The 18,240-nt window shown below is 71.6% G+C and carries 15 protein-coding genes and 1 pseudogene; all 16 read left to right on the top strand.

The window, feature by feature from the left end; translation table 11 throughout:
• The first annotated feature begins 316 nt into the window (after positions 1-316).
• Positions 317-832, top strand: coding sequence for a 2-vinyl bacteriochlorophyllide hydratase (bchF, locus tag MKK64_RS02215; protein ID WP_147841440.1), 516 nt, complete (start codon positions 317-319; stop codon positions 830-832).
• Positions 829-2,130, top strand: coding sequence for a ferredoxin:protochlorophyllide reductase (ATP-dependent) subunit N (locus MKK64_RS02210; protein WP_243932076.1), 1,302 nt, complete (start codon positions 829-831; stop codon positions 2,128-2,130). The genes bchF and MKK64_RS02210 overlap by 4 nt, the downstream gene beginning before the upstream one ends.
• 4 nt (positions 2,131-2,134) lie before the next feature.
• Positions 2,135-3,697, top strand: a complete 1,563-nt coding sequence (bchB, locus tag MKK64_RS02205; RefSeq protein ID WP_243932075.1) for a ferredoxin:protochlorophyllide reductase (ATP-dependent) subunit B — start codon at positions 2,135-2,137, stop codon at positions 3,695-3,697.
• The gene (locus MKK64_RS02200; protein ID WP_243932074.1) at positions 3,672-7,391 is read left to right on the top strand and encodes a magnesium chelatase subunit H; all 3,720 of its coding nucleotides are present in this window, start codon (positions 3,672-3,674) and stop codon (positions 7,389-7,391) included. The genes bchB and MKK64_RS02200 overlap by 26 nt, the downstream gene beginning before the upstream one ends.
• The gene (gene bchL / locus MKK64_RS02195; protein ID WP_147727570.1) at positions 7,388-8,281 is read left to right on the top strand and encodes a ferredoxin:protochlorophyllide reductase (ATP-dependent) iron-sulfur ATP-binding protein; all 894 of its coding nucleotides are present in this window, start codon (positions 7,388-7,390) and stop codon (positions 8,279-8,281) included. The genes MKK64_RS02200 and bchL overlap by 4 nt, the downstream gene beginning before the upstream one ends.
• An 11-nt stretch (positions 8,282-8,292) precedes the next feature.
• Positions 8,293-9,000 carry a magnesium protoporphyrin IX methyltransferase gene (bchM, locus tag MKK64_RS02190; protein ID WP_243932073.1) on the top strand — a complete coding sequence of 236 codons (708 nt, stop codon included), beginning with the start codon at positions 8,293-8,295 and terminating at the stop codon, positions 8,998-9,000.
• Complete coding sequence (locus MKK64_RS02185) at positions 8,997-10,427, top strand: BCD family MFS transporter (protein WP_243932072.1); 1,431 nt, start codon at positions 8,997-8,999, stop codon at positions 10,425-10,427. Before bchM ends, MKK64_RS02185 begins: the two co-directional genes overlap by 4 nt.
• Before the next feature lie 31 nt (positions 10,428-10,458).
• On the top strand, positions 10,459-11,235 hold the full coding sequence (gene puhA / locus MKK64_RS02180) for a photosynthetic reaction center subunit H (RefSeq protein ID WP_243932140.1): 777 nt from the start codon (positions 10,459-10,461) through the stop codon (positions 11,233-11,235).
• On the top strand, positions 11,232-11,933 hold the full coding sequence (gene puhB, locus MKK64_RS02175) for a photosynthetic complex putative assembly protein PuhB (protein WP_243932071.1): 702 nt from the start codon (positions 11,232-11,234) through the stop codon (positions 11,931-11,933). Before puhA ends, puhB begins: the two co-directional genes overlap by 4 nt.
• Positions 11,934-12,202: 269 nt before the next feature.
• Positions 12,203-12,676 carry a photosynthetic complex assembly protein PuhC gene (gene puhC / locus MKK64_RS02170; protein WP_243932070.1) on the top strand — a complete coding sequence of 158 codons (474 nt, stop codon included), beginning with the start codon at positions 12,203-12,205 and terminating at the stop codon, positions 12,674-12,676.
• Complete coding sequence (locus tag MKK64_RS02165) at positions 12,673-12,975, top strand: hypothetical protein (RefSeq protein ID WP_187273562.1); 303 nt, start codon at positions 12,673-12,675, stop codon at positions 12,973-12,975. The genes puhC and MKK64_RS02165 overlap by 4 nt, the downstream gene beginning before the upstream one ends.
• Before the next feature lie 20 nt (positions 12,976-12,995).
• Complete coding sequence (gene acsF, locus MKK64_RS02160) at positions 12,996-14,048, top strand: magnesium-protoporphyrin IX monomethyl ester (oxidative) cyclase (RefSeq protein WP_243932139.1); 1,053 nt, start codon at positions 12,996-12,998, stop codon at positions 14,046-14,048.
• A gap of 10 nt (positions 14,049-14,058) precedes the next feature.
• Positions 14,059-14,922 carry a putative photosynthetic complex assembly protein PuhE gene (gene puhE / locus MKK64_RS02155; RefSeq protein ID WP_243932069.1) on the top strand — a complete coding sequence of 288 codons (864 nt, stop codon included), beginning with the start codon at positions 14,059-14,061 and terminating at the stop codon, positions 14,920-14,922.
• Positions 14,923-14,967: 45 nt separating this feature from the next.
• A complete protein-coding gene (gene hemA / locus MKK64_RS02150; RefSeq protein ID WP_243932068.1) occupies positions 14,968-16,185 on the top strand; it encodes a 5-aminolevulinate synthase in 1,218 nt (405 codons plus the stop codon).
• Positions 16,186-16,493: 308 nt separating this feature from the next.
• Complete coding sequence (bchI, locus tag MKK64_RS02145) at positions 16,494-17,504, top strand: magnesium chelatase ATPase subunit I (protein ID WP_243932067.1); 1,011 nt, start codon at positions 16,494-16,496, stop codon at positions 17,502-17,504.
• Positions 17,501-18,240, top strand: a pseudogene (locus tag MKK64_RS02140) (hypothetical protein); the annotation flags it as partial. The gene bchI and the pseudogene MKK64_RS02140, both read left to right, overlap by 4 nt.

The following is an 18,240-nucleotide window of genomic DNA, read 5'->3' as shown; positions in this document are numbered from 1 at the left end:
ATGGCGTTTCGCCCCTCGGAGCGCCTCAAGTCATCCATTGGCCCTCTCCAATGTCGCTGACGGCTTGCTTGTATTCAAAACAACGCTTGGCCGGGCTTGGGATTCCCGGCGCTGTCGGCCTCTTCGGGTCGACTTGACCTCAACGATACGCTTTCGAGGCAACTTGGCAATGGTCGAATCGAATAAGAATGCTTCCACGTCATTGTCATACGATTTTGACGTAAAGCGCGCTTGACACTTTTTGGCACGGTTTCTAGGCTTCCCCCAAGCCGCCCTCCCGAGAGGCGGCCCGCCGCAGCAGGGATGGGGTGAGGCTATGGGTCCCAGCGACCGGACGGCACGACCACCACTCTACACGTCGGCCGAGCGCGCCCGGCGCGACGCGACCCGCTGGACCCTGGTCCAGGGCCTTCTGGCCCCGCTTCAATTCCTCGTGTTCCTCGTCAGCCTGGGGCTGGTCCTGCGGACCCTGTCCACCGGGGAGGGCGAGGCCGCGGCCAACCTCTCGGTGTTGGCCAAGACCTTCCTGCTCTACGCGATCATGGTCACCGGCTCGATCTGGGAGAAGGCGGTGTTCGGGCGATACCTGTTCGCCCCGGCCTTCTACTGGGAGGACGTGGTCAGCATGCTCGTGCTGGCCCTGCACACCGCCTATCTCGGCGCCCTCGGCTTCGGGCTCCTCGGCACGGCCGGCCTCATGTGGCTGGCGCTCGCGGCCTACGCCTCCTACGCGGTCAACGCGACGCAATTCCTGCTGAAGCTGCGGGCGGCGCGGCTGCAGGCGCCACGGCGTCCGCGCCCCGTCGCCGGCACCGCGATGGTGGCGCGATGAACGCGCCCTTCCTCCCGCCGAGGACCGTCGCAGCCACCGCCGAACCCGGCTGCGGCGACGTGGCGATCCGGCAGGAGCGTGGCCAGCGCGCGGTGTTCTGCGGGCTGACCGGCATCGTCTGGCTGCACCGCAAGATCCAGGACGCGTTCTTCCTCGTCGTCGGCTCGCGCACCTGCGCCCACCTGATCCAGTCGGCCGCCGGGGTGATGATCTTCGCCGAGCCGCGCTTCGCCACCGCGATCATCGACGAGCGGGACCTCGCCGGCATCGCCGACATGAACGAGGAGCTCGACCGGGTGGTGCGCCGCCTGATCGAGCGCCGCCCCGACATCCGGCTGCTGTTCCTGGTCGGCTCGTGCCCCTCCGAGGTGATCAAGCTCGATCTCAGCCGCGCGGCGCAGCGGCTCTCGACCACCTTCTCGCCGGACGTGCGGGTGCTGAGCTATTCCGGCAGCGGCATCGAGACCACGTTCACGCAGGGAGAGGATGCCTGCCTCGCGGCCCTGGTGCCCGAGATGCCGCGGGAAGCGCCCGACGCCGCCCCGTCGCTGCTGGTGGCGGGCGCGCTCGCCGACGTGGTCGAGGACCAGTTCCTTCGGCTGTTCTCCGAGCTCGGCATCGCGAACGTCGCGTTCCTGCCGGCGCGCCGGGCCGGCGCGCTGCCGGCCGTCGGCCCGAGCACGACGTTCCTGCTGGCGCAGCCGTTCCTGACCGACACCGCCAAGGCGCTGGAGGCCCGCGGCGCCAAGCGCCTGTCGGCCCCGTTCCCGCTCGGCGTGGAGGGCACGACGCGCTGGCTCAGGGCCGCAGCCGACGCGTGGGGGGTGCCTGAGGGCCGCTTCGAGGCGGCGACCGCGCCGGGCCGGGCCCGCGCCGCCCGCGCGCTCGATCACCACCGCGAGACGCTTGCCGGCAAGCGGGTGTTCTTCTTCCCCGATTCGCAGCTCGAGGTGCCGCTCGCCCGGTTCCTGTCGCGGGAATTGGGCATGGGCCTGTGCGAGGTCGGGACGCCCTACCTGCACCGCGGGCACCTCGCCGAGGACCTCGCCCTGCTGCCCGACGGCACGGACATCGTCGAGGGCCAGAGCCTCGACGCGCAGATGGACCGGGCCCGGGCCGAGAGGCCCGATCTGACGGTCTGCGGCCTCGGCCTCGCCAACCCGCTGGAGGCGGAAGGGCTCGCGACCAAGTGGTCGATCGAGCTGCTGTTCACGCCGATCCAGGGCTACGAGCAGGCCGGCGACCTCGCCGAGCTGTTCGCCCGCCCGCTCGTCCGCCGCACCCGGCTGGAGGTCTGAGGCGATGCAGCTCACCCTCTGGACCTACGAAGGACCGCCGCATATCGGCGCCATGCGCATCGCCACCGCGATGGAGGGGCTGCACTACGTGCTGCACGCGCCGCAGGGCGACACCTACGCCGACCTGCTGTTCACGATGATCGAGCGGCGCGACGCCCGCCCGCCGGTCACCTACACGACCTTCCAGGCCCGCGACCTCGGCTCCGACACCGCCGAGATCTTCAAGGACGCGGCCGCCGCCGCCTACGAGCGCTTCCGGCCGCAGGCGATGATCGTCGGCGCCTCGTGCACGGCGGAGCTGATCCAGGACGATCCGGGCGGCCTCGCCAAGGCGCTGAACCTGCCGATCCCGGTGATCGCGCTGGAGCTGCCGGCCTACCAGAAGAAGGAGAACTGGGGGGCGTCGGAGACCTTCTACCGGCTGGTCCGCGGGCTTTCCGGCTCGCCGTCCCCGGAGCCGAAGCCGGAGGGCCGGCGCCCGTCCTGCAACATCCTCGGGCCGACGGCGCTGGGCTTCCGCCATCGCGACGACCTCGCTGAGATCACCGGCCTGCTCGGGCGGCTCGGGATCGCCGTCAACGTCGTGGCGCCGATGGCCGCGAGCCCGGCCGACCTCGGCCGCCTGAAGGACGCCGACTTCAACGTCGTGCTCTACCCGGAGGTGGCGCGCGCGGCCGCGCAGTATCTGCAGAAGGCCTTCGGCCAGCCGATGGTCGAGACGGTGCCGATCGGCGTCGGCGCGACGATCCGCTTCGTCGAGGAGGTCGCGGCTCTGGCCGGAATCGACCCGGCGCCGGTGCTCGCCGGGGCGCCGTCGCGCGCGCCCTGGTATTCGCGCTCGGTCGACTCGACCTACCTCACCGGCAAGCGCGTCTTCATCTTCGGCGACGCCACCCACGCGATCGCCGCCGCCCGCGTCGCGAAGGCCGAGCTCGGCTTCCGGGTCGTCGGCCTCGGCACCTACGGCCGCGAGTTCGCCCGCGAGGTCGGGGCGGAGGCCACGCTACACGGCATCGAGGCGCTGATCTCCGACGACTACCTCGACGTCGAGGCGGCGATCCAGGCGGCCGGCCCCGAGTTGGTGCTCGGCACGCAGATGGAGCGTCACATCGCCAAGCGGCTCGGGCTGCCCTGCGCGGTGATCTCGGCGCCGGTCCACGTCCAGGACTTCCCGGCGCGCTACTCGCCGCAGATGGGCTTCGAGGGCGCCAACGTCCTGTTCGACACCTGGGTCCACCCGCTGATGATGGGCCTGGAGGAGCACCTGCTCGGGATGTTCCGCGAGGACCCCGAGTTCAACGACCGCGCCCCGTCCCATCTCGGCGGCAAGGCTCCCGCCGGGGCGCCCGCGCCCGCCCCGCCGGTTCCCGAGCCCGTCACCTCGGTGACGCTCGCCGTCCCGACCGCTCCGACCTGGGCCGTGGAGGCCGAGAAGGAGCTGCGGAAGATCCCGTTCTTCGTCCGAGGAAAAGCCCGCACCAACACGGAAACCTTCGCCAGGGAGCGGGCGCTGCCGCTCATCACCGTCGAGACCTTGTACGATGCCAAAGCGCATTTCGGTCACTGAACGGCCCGAGCTCCGCATCGTCGTCGTGACGATGGACAACCACATGGCGAGCGCCCTCGAGCGCGCCCGCCTCCGGCTGCGCAGCGAGATGCCCGGCCTCGTCCTCGACTTCCACGCCGCCGCCGAGTGGGACACCGCGCCCGCGAGCCTGTCCGCCTGCAAGGCCGACATCGCCCGGGCCGACATCGTGCTCGCGACGATGCTGTTCATGGACGAGCACGTCCGCGCCGTGCTGCCGGCGCTGCTGGCCCGCCGCCCGCACTGCGACGCGATGATCGGCTGCCTCTCGGCCGGCGAGGTGGTGAAGACCACCCGCCTCAACCGCTTCGACATGGACGGCACCAAGCGCGGCGCCCTCGACTTCCTGAAGAAGCTGCGCGGCAAGCCGGGCGCCCAGGGCAACGGCGCCCGCCAGATGGCGATGATCCGCAAGCTGCCGAAGATCCTGCGCTTCATCCCCGGCTCGGCGCAGGACGTGCGCGCCTACTTCCTCACCCTGCAATACTGGCTCTCGGGCTCGGACGAGAACATCGCCAACCTCGTGCGCTTCCTGGTCGGGCGCTACGCCGCCGGCCCGCGCCTCGCCTGGCGCGAGATCGCGGTCGCACCCGCGCCGCTGAGCTATCCCGAGACCGGCCTCTACCACCCGCGCATGAAGGGCCGCATCGGCGAGTCGCTCGCCGCGCTCCCCATGCCCAAGGGGCCTTCGAGCGGCCCTGCGAAGGGTCGGGTCGGCCTGCTGGTGATGCGCTCCTACGTGCTGGCCGGGAACACCGCCCATTACGACGGCGTGATCGCGGCGCTCGAAGGCCGCGGCCTCGCGGTGGTGCCGGCCTTCGCCTCGGGCCTCGACAACCGCCCGGCGGTGGACGCCTTCTTCCGCCGCGACGGCCGGCCGGCCATCGACGCGCTGGTCTCGCTCACCGGGTTCTCGCTGGTCGGCGGGCCCGCGTACAACGACGCCGCGGCGGCCGAGACGGCGCTCGCCGACCTCGACGTGCCCTACCTCGCCGCCCACGCGCTGGAGTTCCAGACCCTGGAGCAGTGGGAGGGCTCCGACCGCGGCCTCTCGCCGGTCGAGGCCACGATGATGGTCGCGATCCCCGAGCTCGACGGCGCCACCGCGCCGATGGTGTTCGGCGGCCGCTCCGGCGCGTCGATGGGCGAGAACGCCCGCGACATGCGCGTTCACCCGGAGCGCGCCGACATGCTCGCCGCCCGCATCGAGCGCCTCGTCGCCCTGCGGCGGACCGCGCGGGCCGCGCGCAAGGTGGCGATCGTGCTGTTCGGCTTCCCGCCGAACGCCGGCTCGATCGGCACGGCGGCGTTCCTGTCGGTGTACCAGTCGCTGCACAACACCCTGACGGCGATGAAGGCGGACGGCTACGACGTCGCGGTGCCCGACACGGTCGACGACCTGCGCAACGCGGTGCTCGCCGGCAACTCCGCCCGCTACGGCACGCCGGCCAACGTCCACCACCGCATCCCCGCCGAGGAGCACGTCCGGCGCGAGCGGCACCTGTCCGAGATCGAGGCGCAGTGGGGGCCCGCGCCGGGGCGCCAGAACAGCAACGGTTCGGCCCTCTTCGTCCTCGGCGCGCAGTTCGGCAACGTCTTCGTCGGCGTGCAGCCCGGCTTCGGCTACGAGGGCGACCCGATGCGCCTGCTGTTCGAGCGCGGCTTCGCGCCGACCCACGCCTTCTCGGCCTTTTACCGCTACCTGCGCGACGACTTCCGCGCCGACGCGGTGCTGCATTTCGGCACCCACGGCGCGCTCGAATTCATGCCCGGCAAGCAGACCGGCCTGTCCGAATCGTGCTGGCCTGAGCGGCTGATCGGGCCGCTGCCGAACGTCTACCTCTACGCCGCCAACAACCCCTCCGAGGGGATGATCGCCAAGCGCCGCTCCGCCGCGACGCTGGTGAGCTACCTGACCCCGAGCCTCGCCCAGGCGGGGCTGTATCGCGGCCTGATCGACCTCAAGGCCTCGATCGAGCGCTGGCGTGCCCTGGAGCCCGAGGCGGAAGCCGAGCGCCGCGACCTCGGCCTGCTCGTCCAGGCGCAGGCCGCCGCCCTCGACTTGGCCCCGGCCGAGCCGGCCTGGGACGACCTCGCCGCCCGCATCCAGGCGCTGGGCCAGGCGGTGCACGAGCTGGAGCACACCCTGATCCCGCACGGGATGCACGTGGTGGGGCAGGGCACGCCGCCCGAGGAGCGGGTCGACCTGCTGCTGGCATTGGCCGAAGCCTCCGCCGGCCTCGTGCCGGAGCGGGCCGGGATCGCGGCGCTCGTGGCGGGCGAGGGGGTCGACGCGGCGCTCGCCGCCGCGGGCCTGCCCCTCGACGAGACCCACCGCGCCGCCTTCCGGTCGCTGGCCGAGACCGACGCGCTGCTCGCCCGCGACCACGAGGTCGCCGGCCTGCTCAAGGCGCTGGACGGGCGCTTCATCGCGCCGGTGGCCGGCGGCGACCTGCTGCGCAACCCGGCCGTGCTGCCGACGGGACGCAACCTGCACGGCTTCGATCCCTACCGCCTGCCCTCGGCCTTCGCGGTCGCCGACGGCGCGCGGCAGGTCGCCCGGATCCTCGCCCGTCACCGCGACGAGGGCGCGGCCCTGCCCGAGAGCGTCGCCCTGGTGCTGTGGGGGACCGACAACCTCAAGAGCGAGGGCGGCCCGATCGCCCAGGCCCTGGCGCTCATCGGCGCGGCGCCGCGCTTTGACGGCTACGGCCGGCTCTGCGGCGCGACCCTGATCCCGCTGGAGACGCTCGGCCGCCCGCGCATCGACGTGGTCGTCACCCTGTCCGGCATCTTTCGCGACCTGCTGCCGCTCCAGACGAAGCTCCTCGCCGAAGCCTCCTACCTCGCCGCCACCGCCGACGAGCCGGTGGAGCGCAACTTCGTCCGCAAGCACGCCCTCGCGCATCAGGCCGAGCACGGCATCGACCTCGAGACCGCGGCGCTGCGGGTGTTCTCGAACGCCGAGGGCACCTACGGCGCCAACGTCAACGGGCTGGTCGAGTCCGGCCGCTGGGAGGACGAGGACGAGATCGCCGAGACCTTCTCGCGCCGCAAGAGCTTCGCCTACGGCCGCACCGGCCAGCCGGCACCGCAGCGCGCGCTGATGCGCAGCGTGCTGGCCAAGGTCGACCTCGCCTACCAGAACCTCGATTCGGTCGAGGTCGGGGTCACGAGCGTCGACCACTACTTCGACGGGCTCGGCGGCATGGGCCGGGCGGTGGCCGAGGCCCGCGGCGCCGCGGTGCCGATCTTCATCAGCGACCAGACCCGCGGCGAGGGCACCGTGCGCTCGCTCTCCGAGCAGGTCTCGCTCGAGACCCGCACCCGCATGCTCAACCCGAAATGGACCGAGGGCATGCTCGGGCACGGCTACGAGGGCGTGCGCCAGATCGAGGCGCACCTCACCAACACCATGGGCTGGTCGGCCACGAGCGACGGCGTCGCGCCCTGGATCTACCAGCGCATCACCGAGACCTACGTCCTCGACCCCGCCATGCGCGCGCGCATGGCCGCCCTCAACCCCACCGCCTCGGCCAAGGTCGCGCACCGGCTGATCGAGGCGCACCAGCGCGGCTTCTGGACTCCCGATGCGGCGACGCGCGACGCGCTCGCCCGCGCCGAGGAGGAGCTCGAGGACCGTCTCGAAGGCATCACCGCGGAGGTTGCGGCATGAACATCGCGATTCGAAACCCCGTCGCCGCCCGCCGCGAGCCGGAAGGCAGCGTCCAGGTCTCGCTGGACGTCGCCATCGGCACGACGGCGAAGGTCTTCGCAGTCTACGGCAAGGGCGGCATCGGCAAGTCGACGACCTCGTCGAACCTGTCGGTCGCCTTCTCGAAGCTCGGCAAGCGGGTGCTGCAGATCGGCTGCGACCCGAAGCACGACTCGACCTTCACCCTCACCAAGCGCCTGGCGCCCACCGTGATCGATGCGCTGGAGGCGGTGCAGTTCCACTCCGAGGAGCTGCGCGTCGAGGACTTCGTCGCCGAGGGCTACAACGGCGTGATGTGCGTCGAGGCCGGCGGGCCGCCGGCCGGCACCGGCTGCGGCGGCTACGTCGTCGGCCAGACGGTGAAGCTCCTCAAGGAGCATCACCTCTTGGAGGACACCGACGTGGTGATCTTCGACGTGCTCGGCGACGTGGTCTGCGGCGGCTTCGCCTCGCCGCTCCAGCACGCCGAACAGGCGCTGGTCGTCACGGCCAACGACTTCGACTCGATCTTCGCGATGAACCGCATCGTCGCCGCGATCCACGCCAAGGCGAAGAACTACCCCGTGCGGCTCGGCGGCGTCATCGCCAACCGCTCGGCCAAGACCGACGAGATCGACCGCTTCAACGCCGCCGTCGGCCTGGAGCGCATCGCCCACTTCCCCGACCTCGACGTCGTGCGGCGCTCGCGCCTGAAGAAGTCGACCCTGTTCGAGATGGACGAGACGCCGGAGCTGGAGGCCGTGAAGGCCGAGTACATGCGGCTGGCCGCCTACCTCTACGCCGGCGGAAAGCCGCTCTCCGCGATCCCGATGAAGGACCGCGACCTCTTCGAGTTCCTCGGATTTGATTGAGGGTTCTCGTGATGACCAGCGCATCCTACGCCGAGCGCCGCTCGCAGCTCACCACCTACTTCGACCGCACCGCGGTCGAGGCCTGGGCGCGGCTCACCTCCGACGCACCGGTCTCGAAGATCCGCGCGACGGTGCGGGCGGGTCGCGACACGATGCGGGCTCAGCTTCTGTCCTGGCTGCCCGACGACCTGACCGGCCGGCGCATCCTCGATGCCGGCTGCGGCACCGGGGCGCTCAGCCTGGAGGCCGCGTGCCGCGGCGCCGAGGTCGTCGCCATCGACGTGTCGGCGACGCTGGTCGGCCTCGCGGCCGAGCGCGCCGGGCCGATCGCGGGCGGCGGGTCGATCGACTTCCGGGTCGGCGACATGCTCGATCCGAGCCTCGGCCGCTTCGACCACGTCGTGGCGATGGATTCGCTGATCCATTACGGCGCCGCCGACATCGCCCGGGCGCTCGCCGCGCTCGGCGCGCGCACGGACGGGTCGGTGGTGTTCACGGTGGCGCCCCGCACCGCCCTGCTCACCGCGATGCACGCCGCCGGCACGCTGTTCCCGAGGGCCGACCGGGCGCCGGCGATCGTGCCGATCACGCTAGGCGCGCTGGCCAAGCGGATCGGCCGGGAGCCGGCGCTGGCCGAGTTCGTGCTGACGCGCACGCAGCGCGTCAACAGCGGCTTCTACCTCTCGAACGCGATCGAGCTGGCGCGGGGCCGCCGATGAAGCTCGGCCTCCGCCTGATCCGGCACGTCGCGGCCCTCGGGCCGTCGATCCTCCCCTTCGCCGACGCGGCGACGAAGGAGTTGCCGCTCGGGCGGCTGATGCGGCTGTCGCTGTTCCAGGTCACCGTCGGCATGGCCGCGGTGCTGCTGATCGGCACGCTCAACCGCGTCATGATCGTGGAGCTGGAGGTGCCGGCCTGGGTCGTCGCGCTGATGCTGTCCCTGCCGCTGATCTTCGCCCCCTTGCGGGCGCTGATCGGCTTCCGCTCGGACACGCACCGGTCGGTGCTCGGCTGGCGCCGCGTCCCCTACATCTGGTTCGGCACGCTGCTGCAGTTCGGCGGGCTCGCCATCATGCCGTTCGCGCTGCTGCTGCTGTCGGGCGACACCACCGGCCCGATGTGGGCCGGGCAGGTCGCCGCCGCGCTCGCCTTCGTCCTGGTCGGAGCCGGCCTCCACACCACGCAGACGGTGGGGCTCGCCCTCGCCACCGACCTCGCACCGGCCCATGCAAGGCCCAAGGTCGTCGCGCTGCTCTGCGTCATGCTGCTCGTCGGGATGATGGTCAGCGCGGTCGCCTTCGGCCTGCTGCTCGCCGACTTCTCGAAGGTGCGGCTGATCCAGGTGATCCAGGGCACGGCCCTCGTCACCATCGTGCTCAACGGGCTGGCCCTGTGGAAGCAGGAGGCGCGCGACCCCGACCGCGCCCGCGACGCGGCGCAGCCGAGCTTCTCCGAATCCTGGGCGGCCTATGCGGGGCAGGGGCTGGCGCGGCGCCGCCTCGTCGCCACCGGGCTCGGCACCGCCGCCTTCTCGATGCAGGACATCCTGCTGGAACCCTATGGCGGGCAGATCCTGCACCTCTCGGTCGGGGCGACCACGGCGCTGACCGCGATGCTGGCGGCTGGCGGCGGCCTCGGGCTGCTGGCGGCGGCGCGCTGGCTCAACCGGGGCGGCGACCCGTTCCGGGTGGCGGCGGCGGGTGCCGTGATCGGCATCCTTGCCTTTTCTTGCGTCGTGTTCGCGGCCCCGCTCGGCTCGACGCAGGTCTTCGCGACCGGCGTCAGCCTGATCGGCTGCGGCGGCGGCCTGTTCGCCCACGGCACGCTCACCGCCTCCATGGCGAAGGCCGGGCCGGAGGATACCGGGCTCGCGCTCGGCGCCTGGGGCGCGGTCCAGGCGTCGGCGGCCGGCCTCGCCATCGCCGGCAGCGGCATCGTGCGGGACGTCGGCTCGGCGCTCGCCGTCTCGGGGGCGCTCGGCGAGGGCATGAGCGATCCCTCGATCGGCTACCTCGTCGTCTACCACATCGAGATCGCGCTGCTGTTCGCGACGCTGGTCGCGATCGGCCCGCTGGTCCGGGACCGCAGCCCGCAACCGGCGGCGCGGGGCAGGCCCCGCGTCGCCCTGTCCACCTCCTCCACCTGAGCCTCGGGAGATCGCCATGCCACCAGGAGCACTGCCCACGGGAGCACTCACCGGCTACGTCGACGTCGCGCAGATCGTCCTGTACGCCTTCTTCCTGTTCTTCTTCGGCCTGGTCTTCTGGCTCCGGCGCGAGGACCGGCGCGAGGGCTATCCCCTCGAGGCGGAGGTGACGGGCACCCTCAAGCGCCCCGACCCGATCCTGATCCCGACGCCGAAGCTGTTCCACCTCGCCGACGGCAAGATCAAGCAGGCGCCGCAGGCCGACACCGTGCCCGACCGCAACTACCTCGGCAGCAAGCGCGAGCCCTGGCCGGGCGCCCCGCTGGAGCCGACCGGCGCCGACCCGATGTTCGCCCATGTCGGCCCCGGCTCCTGGGTCAGCCGCGACGACGCGTTCGATCACACCTTCGACGGCCAGAAGCGGATCGTCCCCTTGCGGGTCGCGACGCATTTCATGGTCCACGAGGACGGCCCCAACCCGATCGGCATGAGCGTGTTCGGCGCCGACAGCCAGATCGCCGGAACGGTGTCCGACATCTGGGTCGACCGCGGCGAAAGCTTCGCCCGCTACTACGAGGTCGATCTCGGCGCCGGCGGACGCCGCGTGCTGATGCCGGTCACCTTCTGCCGCACGGGGCGGTTCTCGCGCACCGTGAAGACCGAGGCGCTGCTCGCCCGGCAGTTCTCGGACATCCCGCCCCACGCCGACCCCGACGCGGTGACCCTCCTCGAGGAGGAGAAGATCATCGCCTATTTCGGCGCCGGCACCCTGTACGCCACGCCCCAGCGCGCGGAGACCCTGCTATGAGCGGCCGCCGGACCCACGATACGCCCTCGGACGACACCGTCCGCGACGACCGGATCCCCGAGGGCCTGCCCGAGGCGCTGCCGCCGGGCGAGCACATCCTGTGGCAGGGCCGGCCGACCGCCTTCGGCATGGCCGCCCGCCCGATGCACGGCGGGTTCGTGGTGCTGTGGTTCGGCGTGCTGGCCGCCTGGACCATCCTGCCGGCGGCCCTCGACGGCGCGGTGCTGGCGGGCCTCGAAGCCTCGTGGCCGACCTTCGCCGCCTGCGCCGCCGCGCTGGCCGTCATCGGCGGCCTCGGCTGGCTTGCCTCCTGGACCACGACCTACACCATCACCAACCGCCGCGTGGTGATGCGGATCGGCATCGCGCTGCCGGTCACGTTCAACCTGCCGCTCGCGCAGGTGGAGGATGCCGCCCTGCACAGCTTCGCCGACGGCACCGGCGACCTGCCGCTCCGGCTGAGCGCCGGCACCCGCGTCGCCTACCTGCACCTGTGGCCGCATGCCCGCCCCTGGCGCGTGACCGAGCCGCAGCCGATGCTCCGCTCCGTCCCGAACGCAGGCGAGGTGGCCGCCATCCTCGCCCGGGCGATCGTCGCGGCGCGGGCGCCCGAGGAAGAGTCCGCGCTGCCGGTGCTCGTCGCCCGCCCGCAGAACGCGGCGCGCAAGCCGCGTCTCGTCGCCGTCGGAGCGCGCTGACCGGCCCGAGCCTCCGCGGAGCCGCGCGGACGAGACATCACCCCGCCCGTCCCGGCCGAACCGCCGGGGCGGGCGTTCGCTTCTCGAAAAAAGTCGTTCGCGAACAGCATCTTGACGGTTCTCTCGAAAAACCCGCCCGAAAAATCCAGAACGAGGATTGTCAAGCGTGCTTGACACCGGTTAACGTGAAGCCAAGGAAACGGCGACGCGGCTGGACACCGAGCGGTGCCGCCCCGACGACCGGTCCGGGCAGACGGTGAGGGAAGCCGATGGGTGAGGTGGCGGAGGGCGGACCGATCCCGGCGCTCGCACTGATCGGAGCCGGGGCGCTCCTCGGCTTCACCATGCTGGCGGTGGTGGTCGGGCGCACCGAGCGGATCGGCCTCAGCGGAAACCCCGACGGGAATCCCGTCGCCTCCGTCGCCCTGCGCGTGCTGGACCGCCCGGACGGGTCGATCCGGATCGAGGACGCCGCCGATGCGCGGCTGATCGAGATCATCGAGCCCGGCCAGGACAACTTCGTCCGCGCGACCCTGCGCAGCTTCGGCCAGTCCCGCCTGCGCGCCGGCCTGACCCCGGCCGAGCCGTTCCGCCTGACCCGCTACGACGACGGCTCGCTCGCCCTGATCGACGAGACCACGGGGCGCAGCGTGAACATGGGCGCCTTCGGCCCGACCAACGCGCTCGCCTTCGCCAAGCTCCTACCCGGCAACGCCCTTCCCGACGTGAGCGTCCCGCGATGATCGGATTCCTGAACGGCCGCCGCACGGTCGAGGTGCCCTGCACCGTCGAGATCGAGCAGACCCCCGAGAGCCTGCACGCCCATGTCAGCCTCGACGCCGACTTCGAGATCGAGCCCGGCGACGAGGTGCAGGTCCACGACGCGCCGACCTCGGTGCCCTACGGCGAGCGCCTCGTCGTCCGCCGCACCGCGACGGTGACGCGGGCCGGCCGGATCGAGCGGCTCTGGACCAAGCTCGCCGGCCATCTCGAGCTGACCGAGCTCTACGAAGTCAGCTTCAGCGAGAGGAGGAAGCTTTGAACGCTCCCGTCAGGCATCCGCTGCCCACCCGCCCGGTCAACGAATCGACCAAGTCCGCGCAGGAGACGACCTTCCTCAGCCCGCGCTTCTACACCACCGATTTCGCAGAGCTCGACCGCACGAACGTCGAACCGGTCCGGGCCGAGTGGGACGTGCTGATCGAGGAGCTGCGCTCCGACCCGAACAAGCGCCACTTCACCCGCAACGCCGACTTCGACTGCGACCTGTCGCAGATGGAGCCCGAACTCCGGAAGGAGTTCCTCGACTTCCTGGTCTCGTCGATCACCGCCGAGTTCTCGGGCTGCGTCCTCTACGCCGAGATGCGCAAGCGCGCCAAGAACAAGGACATCAAGGAGCTGTTCGGCTTCATGAGCCGCGACGAGGCGCGCCACGCCGGCTTCATCAACGACACGCTGAAGGATTTCGGCATCGGCGTCGATCTGGGCTTCCTGACGAAGTCGAAGAAGTACACGTTCTTCCGCCCGAAGTTCATCTTCTACGCAACCTACCTGTCCGAGAAGATCGGCTACGCGCGCTACATCACCATCTTCCGCGAGCTGGAGAAGCACCCCGAGCAGCGCATCCACCCGATCTTCAAGTGGTTCGAGAAGTGGTGCAACGACGAGTTCCGCCACGGCGAGGCCTTCGCGCTGCTGATGCGCGCCAACCCGAAGCTGACGCAGGGGCTGAACCGCTACTGGATCAAGTTCTTCCTGCTGGCGGTGTTCGCGACGATGTACGTCCGCGACCATTGCCGGCCGGCCTTCCACGCCGCCCTCGGGGTCGACCCGTCCGAGTACGACTTCACGGTCTTCCGCATCACCTCCGAGATCTCGAAGCAGACCTTCCCGCTGACGCTCGACCTCGACAACCCGAAGTTCAAGCAGCGGCTCGACACCCTGCTCGACTGCTCGGTGAAGATCGCCGAGGCGCGGGCGCAGGGCGGCGTCGCCGGCACGCTGAAGCGCGGCGTGCAGGTGGCGCGGGCCGCGGTCACCTTCGGCAGGCTCTACCTGTTGCCGACCCGCGAAAACGCGATGCCCGCCGACATCCGCCTCGAGCCGGTGTGGTAGCGGGCCGGCGATGTCGCCCTACGCCGTCCCGGCCCTCTATGCGGTGGCGATCTGGTGGTTCTCCACCGGGGTGATCATCCTGCTCGACCACCTGCCGCGCCGCACCTTCCCGTGGAGCATGGCCGCCGGCACCGCGGTGCTGCTGGCGGCGCTCTACGCGATCGGCACGAGCGCCGGCGACGCCACGGAGACGGGGGCCTACACCGCCTTCACCGGCGCGCTGCTGGTCTGGGGCTGGCAGGAGATGAGCTACTACATGGGCTTCGTCACCGGCCCGCGGCCGGAGGCCTGCCGGCCCGGCGCCCGCGGCGTCGAGAAGTTCCGGGCGGCGGTCGCGACGAGCCTGTGGCACGAATTCGCCATCGTTCTCGGCGCGCTGGCGATCCTGGCGCTCACCTGGAACACCCCGCAAAGAATGGCCCTGTGGACCTACTGCGTGCTGTGGGGGATGAACCTCAGCGCCCGGCTCAACCTGTTCCTCGGGGTGCGCAACCTCAACGCCGAGTTCCTGCCCGACCATCTGGCCTATCTCGGCTGCTACCTGACGAAGCGGCCGATGAACCTGCTGTTCCCGGTGTCGGTCAGCGTCGCCACCGTGATCGTCGTGCTGCTCGGCCAGGCGGCGCTCGCCGAGCCGATCACGCCGCACGCGATGGTCGGCTTCACCATCCTCACAACGCTGATGGGCCTGGCGACCCTCGAGCACTGGTTCCTGATGCTGCCGCTGCCCGCGGCCGCCCTCTGGAACTGGAGCCTCCCGCCGAAGGTCGCGGCCTCCGCCGCGGCCGTCCCGACAAAGGTGAAGCTCGCGGCCTCCGCCGCGGCCGGACCGACACAGGGGCCGGCCGAGCCGGCCCGGCGCGACGCGGCCTGACGCGGGAGAACCCGCGCGATCGAAACGAGGACGGGGAGACGAGCGATGGATTACGACGCGTTCTTCGGCGCCGAGCTTCAGAACCTGCACCGGGAGGGGCGCTACCGCGTCTTCACCGATCTCGAACGTCAGGCCGGACGCTTCCCGCACGCGACCCATCACAGCCCCGAGGGCGAGAAGCCCGTCACGGTCTGGTGCTCGAACGACTATCTCGGGATGGGCCAGCACCCGGACGTGCTCGCCGCCATGCACGCGGCGCTCGACCGCTGCGGCGCGGGCGCGGGCGGCACCCGCAACATCTCCGGCACCAACCACTACCACGTGCTGCTGGAGCGCGAGCTCGCCGACCTCCACGGCAAGGAGGCGGCCCTGCTGTTCACCTCCGGCTACGTCTCGAACTGGGCGGCGCTCGGCACCCTCGGCGCCAAGCTGCCCGGCTGCGTCATCCTCTCGGATTCCGAGAACCACGCCTCGATGATCGAGGGCATCCGGGCGTCGCGCGCCGAGCGCCAGATCTTCCGCCACAACGACCCGGAGGACCTCGACCGCAAGCTGCGGATGATCGAGCCCGGCAGGCCGAAGCTCGTGGCCTTCGAATCGGTCTACTCGATGGACGGCGACATCGCCCCGATCGACGAGATCTGCGACGTGGCCGAGGCGCACGGCGCGCTCACCTACCTCGACGAGGTCCACGCGGTCGGCCTCTACGGCGCGCGCGGCGGCGGCATCTCGGAGCGCATGGGGCTGGCCCACCGCCTCGACGTGATCGAGGGCACGCTGGGCAAGGCCTTCGCGGTGCATGGCGGCTACATCACCGCGAGCGAGACGCTGTGCGACTTCGTCCGCAGCTTCGCCTCGGGCTTCATCTTCACCACCTCGCTGCCGCCGGCGGTGGCGGCGGGCGCGGCCGCCAGCATCCGCCACCTTAAGCGGAGCAACGTCGAGCGCGCACGGCACCAGGAGCGGGTGCAGCGGGTGCGCGAGCGCCTGGACGCCGCCGGCATCCCCACCCTGCCCAACGACAGCCACATCGTCCCGGTGATGGTCTGCGATCCGGTGCTGTGCAAGGCGATCTCCGACACCCTGCTCGACGAGTTCGGCATCTACGTGCAGCCGATCAACTACCCGACCGTCGCCCGCGGCACCGAGCGCCTGCGCATCACCCCGTCGCCCCTGCACACGGACGCCGACATCGACCACCTCGTCGAGGCGCTGGCCGCGATCTGGGGGCGGATCGGGCTGGAGCGGGTGGCGGCGGAGTAGGGGACACGCCGCCGACAATCCGTGCGGCGAGTTTCTCCGCGTCCTCGGGCCCTACCGAATTCCGACGCCTCTGCGTGACGGCGCCGGATGGTGCGTCCGAAGCACCGCGGGGCCCCCTCTTCCATGGGGAGAGGGGACCCGCGCCTGACCCTGCATAGCGTGCGGCCCTGACGAGTCGCATCGGAAGAAGGGAACTGCCCGTGCGTTTCGAAGGCCAGGGTGCCATTCTCGATCGCGCCGATCGCGCCGCACCTCCCCAGCCACGGATCGGCGTGACAACATCTTCGCAATCGCGAGTGCCCCAGCGCGTGACCACCTTCCCCTTCACCGCCATCGTCGCCCAGGACGAGATGCGTCGGGCGCTGCTGATCGCGGCGGTCGATCCGTCGGTGGGGGGCGTGCTGGTGTTCGGGGATCGCGGCACCGGCAAGTCCACCGCGATCCGGGCGCTGGCCGGTCTGCTGCCGCGGATGCGCGCGGTCGTCGGCTGCCCCTATGCCTGCGATCCGGCCGCACCCGCCGAATCGTGCCCGCATTGCCGCGGCCAGGCGGAGCGCAAGAGCGCGCTCGTGCCGGTGCCGGTGGTCGACCTGCCGCTCGGAGCCACCGAGGACCGGGTGGTCGGCGCGCTCGACCTGCAGCGGGCGCTGACGCTCGGCGAGAAGGCGTTCGAGCCTGGGCTGCTGGCGCGGGCCAACCGCGGCTTCCTGTACATCGACGAGGTAAACCTGCTGGAAGACCACCTCGTCGACCTGCTGCTCGACGTAGCGGCCTCCGGGGTCAACACCGTCGAGCGCGAGGGCCTGTCGATCCGCCACCCGGCGCGCTTCGTGCTCGTCGGCTCCGGCAACCCGGAGGAGGGCGAGCTGCGGCCGCAGCTCCTCGACCGGTTCGGCCTCGCGGTCGAGGTGGCGACGCCCACCGACATCGCGACCCGCATCGACGTGGTCCGCCGCCGCGACGCCTACGAGCGCGACCCGGAAGCGTTCTGCGCCACCTACGCCAAGGCCGAGCGGGCGCAGGCCAAGCAGATCACGGTCGCCCGCGAACGGCTGAGTGCCGTGACGATCCCCGACGCGGTGCTGGAGGCCTGCGCGAGGCTCTGCGTGGCGCTCGGCACCGACGGCCTGCGCGGCGAGCTCACCCTGATGCGCACCGCCCGCGCGCTGGCGGCGCTCGACGGCGCGGACGACGTGACGATCGACCATGTCCGCCGGATCGCGCCGGCGGCGCTGCGCCATCGCCTGCGCCGCAACCCGCTCGACGAGGCCGGCTCCACCGCCCGCGTGGCGCGGGCGGTCGCCGACGTGCTGGCGTGACGCTCGCGCCCGGCGAGGGCCGCTGGGCCGAGGCGCTCCGCGCCGCTTCGCTGCTGGCGGCCGATCCGCAGGCCTGCGTCGGCATCCGCCTGCGCGCCGGGACGGGCCCGGTCCGCGAGGCGTGGCTGCGGCACCTGACGGACCGCCTCGCGCCCGGTACCCCCGTCCGGCGCTGCCCACCCGGCATCGGCGACGACCGCCTGCTCGGCGGCCTCGACCTCGCCGCGACCCTGTCGGCCGGCCGCCCGGTGGCCCAGGCGGGCCTCCTGGCCGAGGCCGACGGCGGCCTCGTCGTCGTGCCGATGGCCGAGCGCCTGTCGCCCGGCACGGCGGCTCGTCTCGCCGCGGCGCTCGACACCGGCACGATCACGGTCGCGCGCGACGGTTTCTGCGAGACGCGGCCCGCCCGCTTCGGCCTGGTACTGCTCGACGAGGGGCTCGACGACGAGGCGCCGCCGAGCGCGCTCACCGAGCGCCTCGCCTTCGACGTGGATCTGCGCGCCTTCGGGCTGCGGGAGATCGAGGATGCTTCGCCCGGGCATGACGCGGCGGACCTTCGGGGGTTGCAACGGGCGCGTTCCGCAGAACGCCATTCTTCTGGAACGGCTTTCGCATCCGCCCACCCCGAACGGCGATCGCAGGAACCGCTTTTCCCTCCCCCCTCTGCGGGGGAGGGTAGCCCGCGAAGCGGGTCGGGAGAGGGGAGCGACGATGCCGGATCCGGCGCTCCCCTTTC

It is taken from the genome of Methylobacterium sp. E-025 (assembly GCF_022829705.1).
Classification (GTDB): Bacteria; Pseudomonadota; Alphaproteobacteria; order Rhizobiales; family Beijerinckiaceae; genus Methylobacterium.
Note: the sequence above shows the minus strand (reverse complement) of the source record. Positions and strands in the feature narration are given on the sequence as shown.

Excerpts from the sequence above, each read along its gene's own strand:
- hemA (WP_243932068.1), top strand. The coding sequence starts at position 14,968 with ATGGATTACGACGCGTTCTTCGGCGCCGAGCTTCAGAACCTGCACCGG.
- bchF (WP_147841440.1), top strand. The coding sequence starts at position 317 with ATGGGTCCCAGCGACCGGACGGCACGACCACCACTCTACACGTCGGCC.
- MKK64_RS02185 (WP_243932072.1), top strand. The coding sequence starts at position 8,997 with ATGAAGCTCGGCCTCCGCCTGATCCGGCACGTCGCGGCCCTCGGGCCG.
- bchL (WP_147727570.1), top strand. The coding sequence starts at position 7,388 with ATGAACATCGCGATTCGAAACCCCGTCGCCGCCCGCCGCGAGCCGGAA.
- puhC (WP_243932070.1), top strand. The coding sequence starts at position 12,203 with ATGGGTGAGGTGGCGGAGGGCGGACCGATCCCGGCGCTCGCACTGATC.
- MKK64_RS02210 (WP_243932076.1), top strand. The coding sequence starts at position 829 with ATGAACGCGCCCTTCCTCCCGCCGAGGACCGTCGCAGCCACCGCCGAA.
- puhE (WP_243932069.1), top strand. The coding sequence starts at position 14,059 with ATGTCGCCCTACGCCGTCCCGGCCCTCTATGCGGTGGCGATCTGGTGG.
- MKK64_RS02200 (WP_243932074.1), top strand. The coding sequence starts at position 3,672 with ATGCCAAAGCGCATTTCGGTCACTGAACGGCCCGAGCTCCGCATCGTC.
- MKK64_RS02165 (WP_187273562.1), top strand. The coding sequence starts at position 12,673 with ATGATCGGATTCCTGAACGGCCGCCGCACGGTCGAGGTGCCCTGCACC.
- puhB (WP_243932071.1), top strand. The coding sequence starts at position 11,232 with ATGAGCGGCCGCCGGACCCACGATACGCCCTCGGACGACACCGTCCGC.
- bchB (WP_243932075.1), top strand. The coding sequence starts at position 2,135 with ATGCAGCTCACCCTCTGGACCTACGAAGGACCGCCGCATATCGGCGCC.
- bchM (WP_243932073.1), top strand. The coding sequence starts at position 8,293 with ATGACCAGCGCATCCTACGCCGAGCGCCGCTCGCAGCTCACCACCTAC.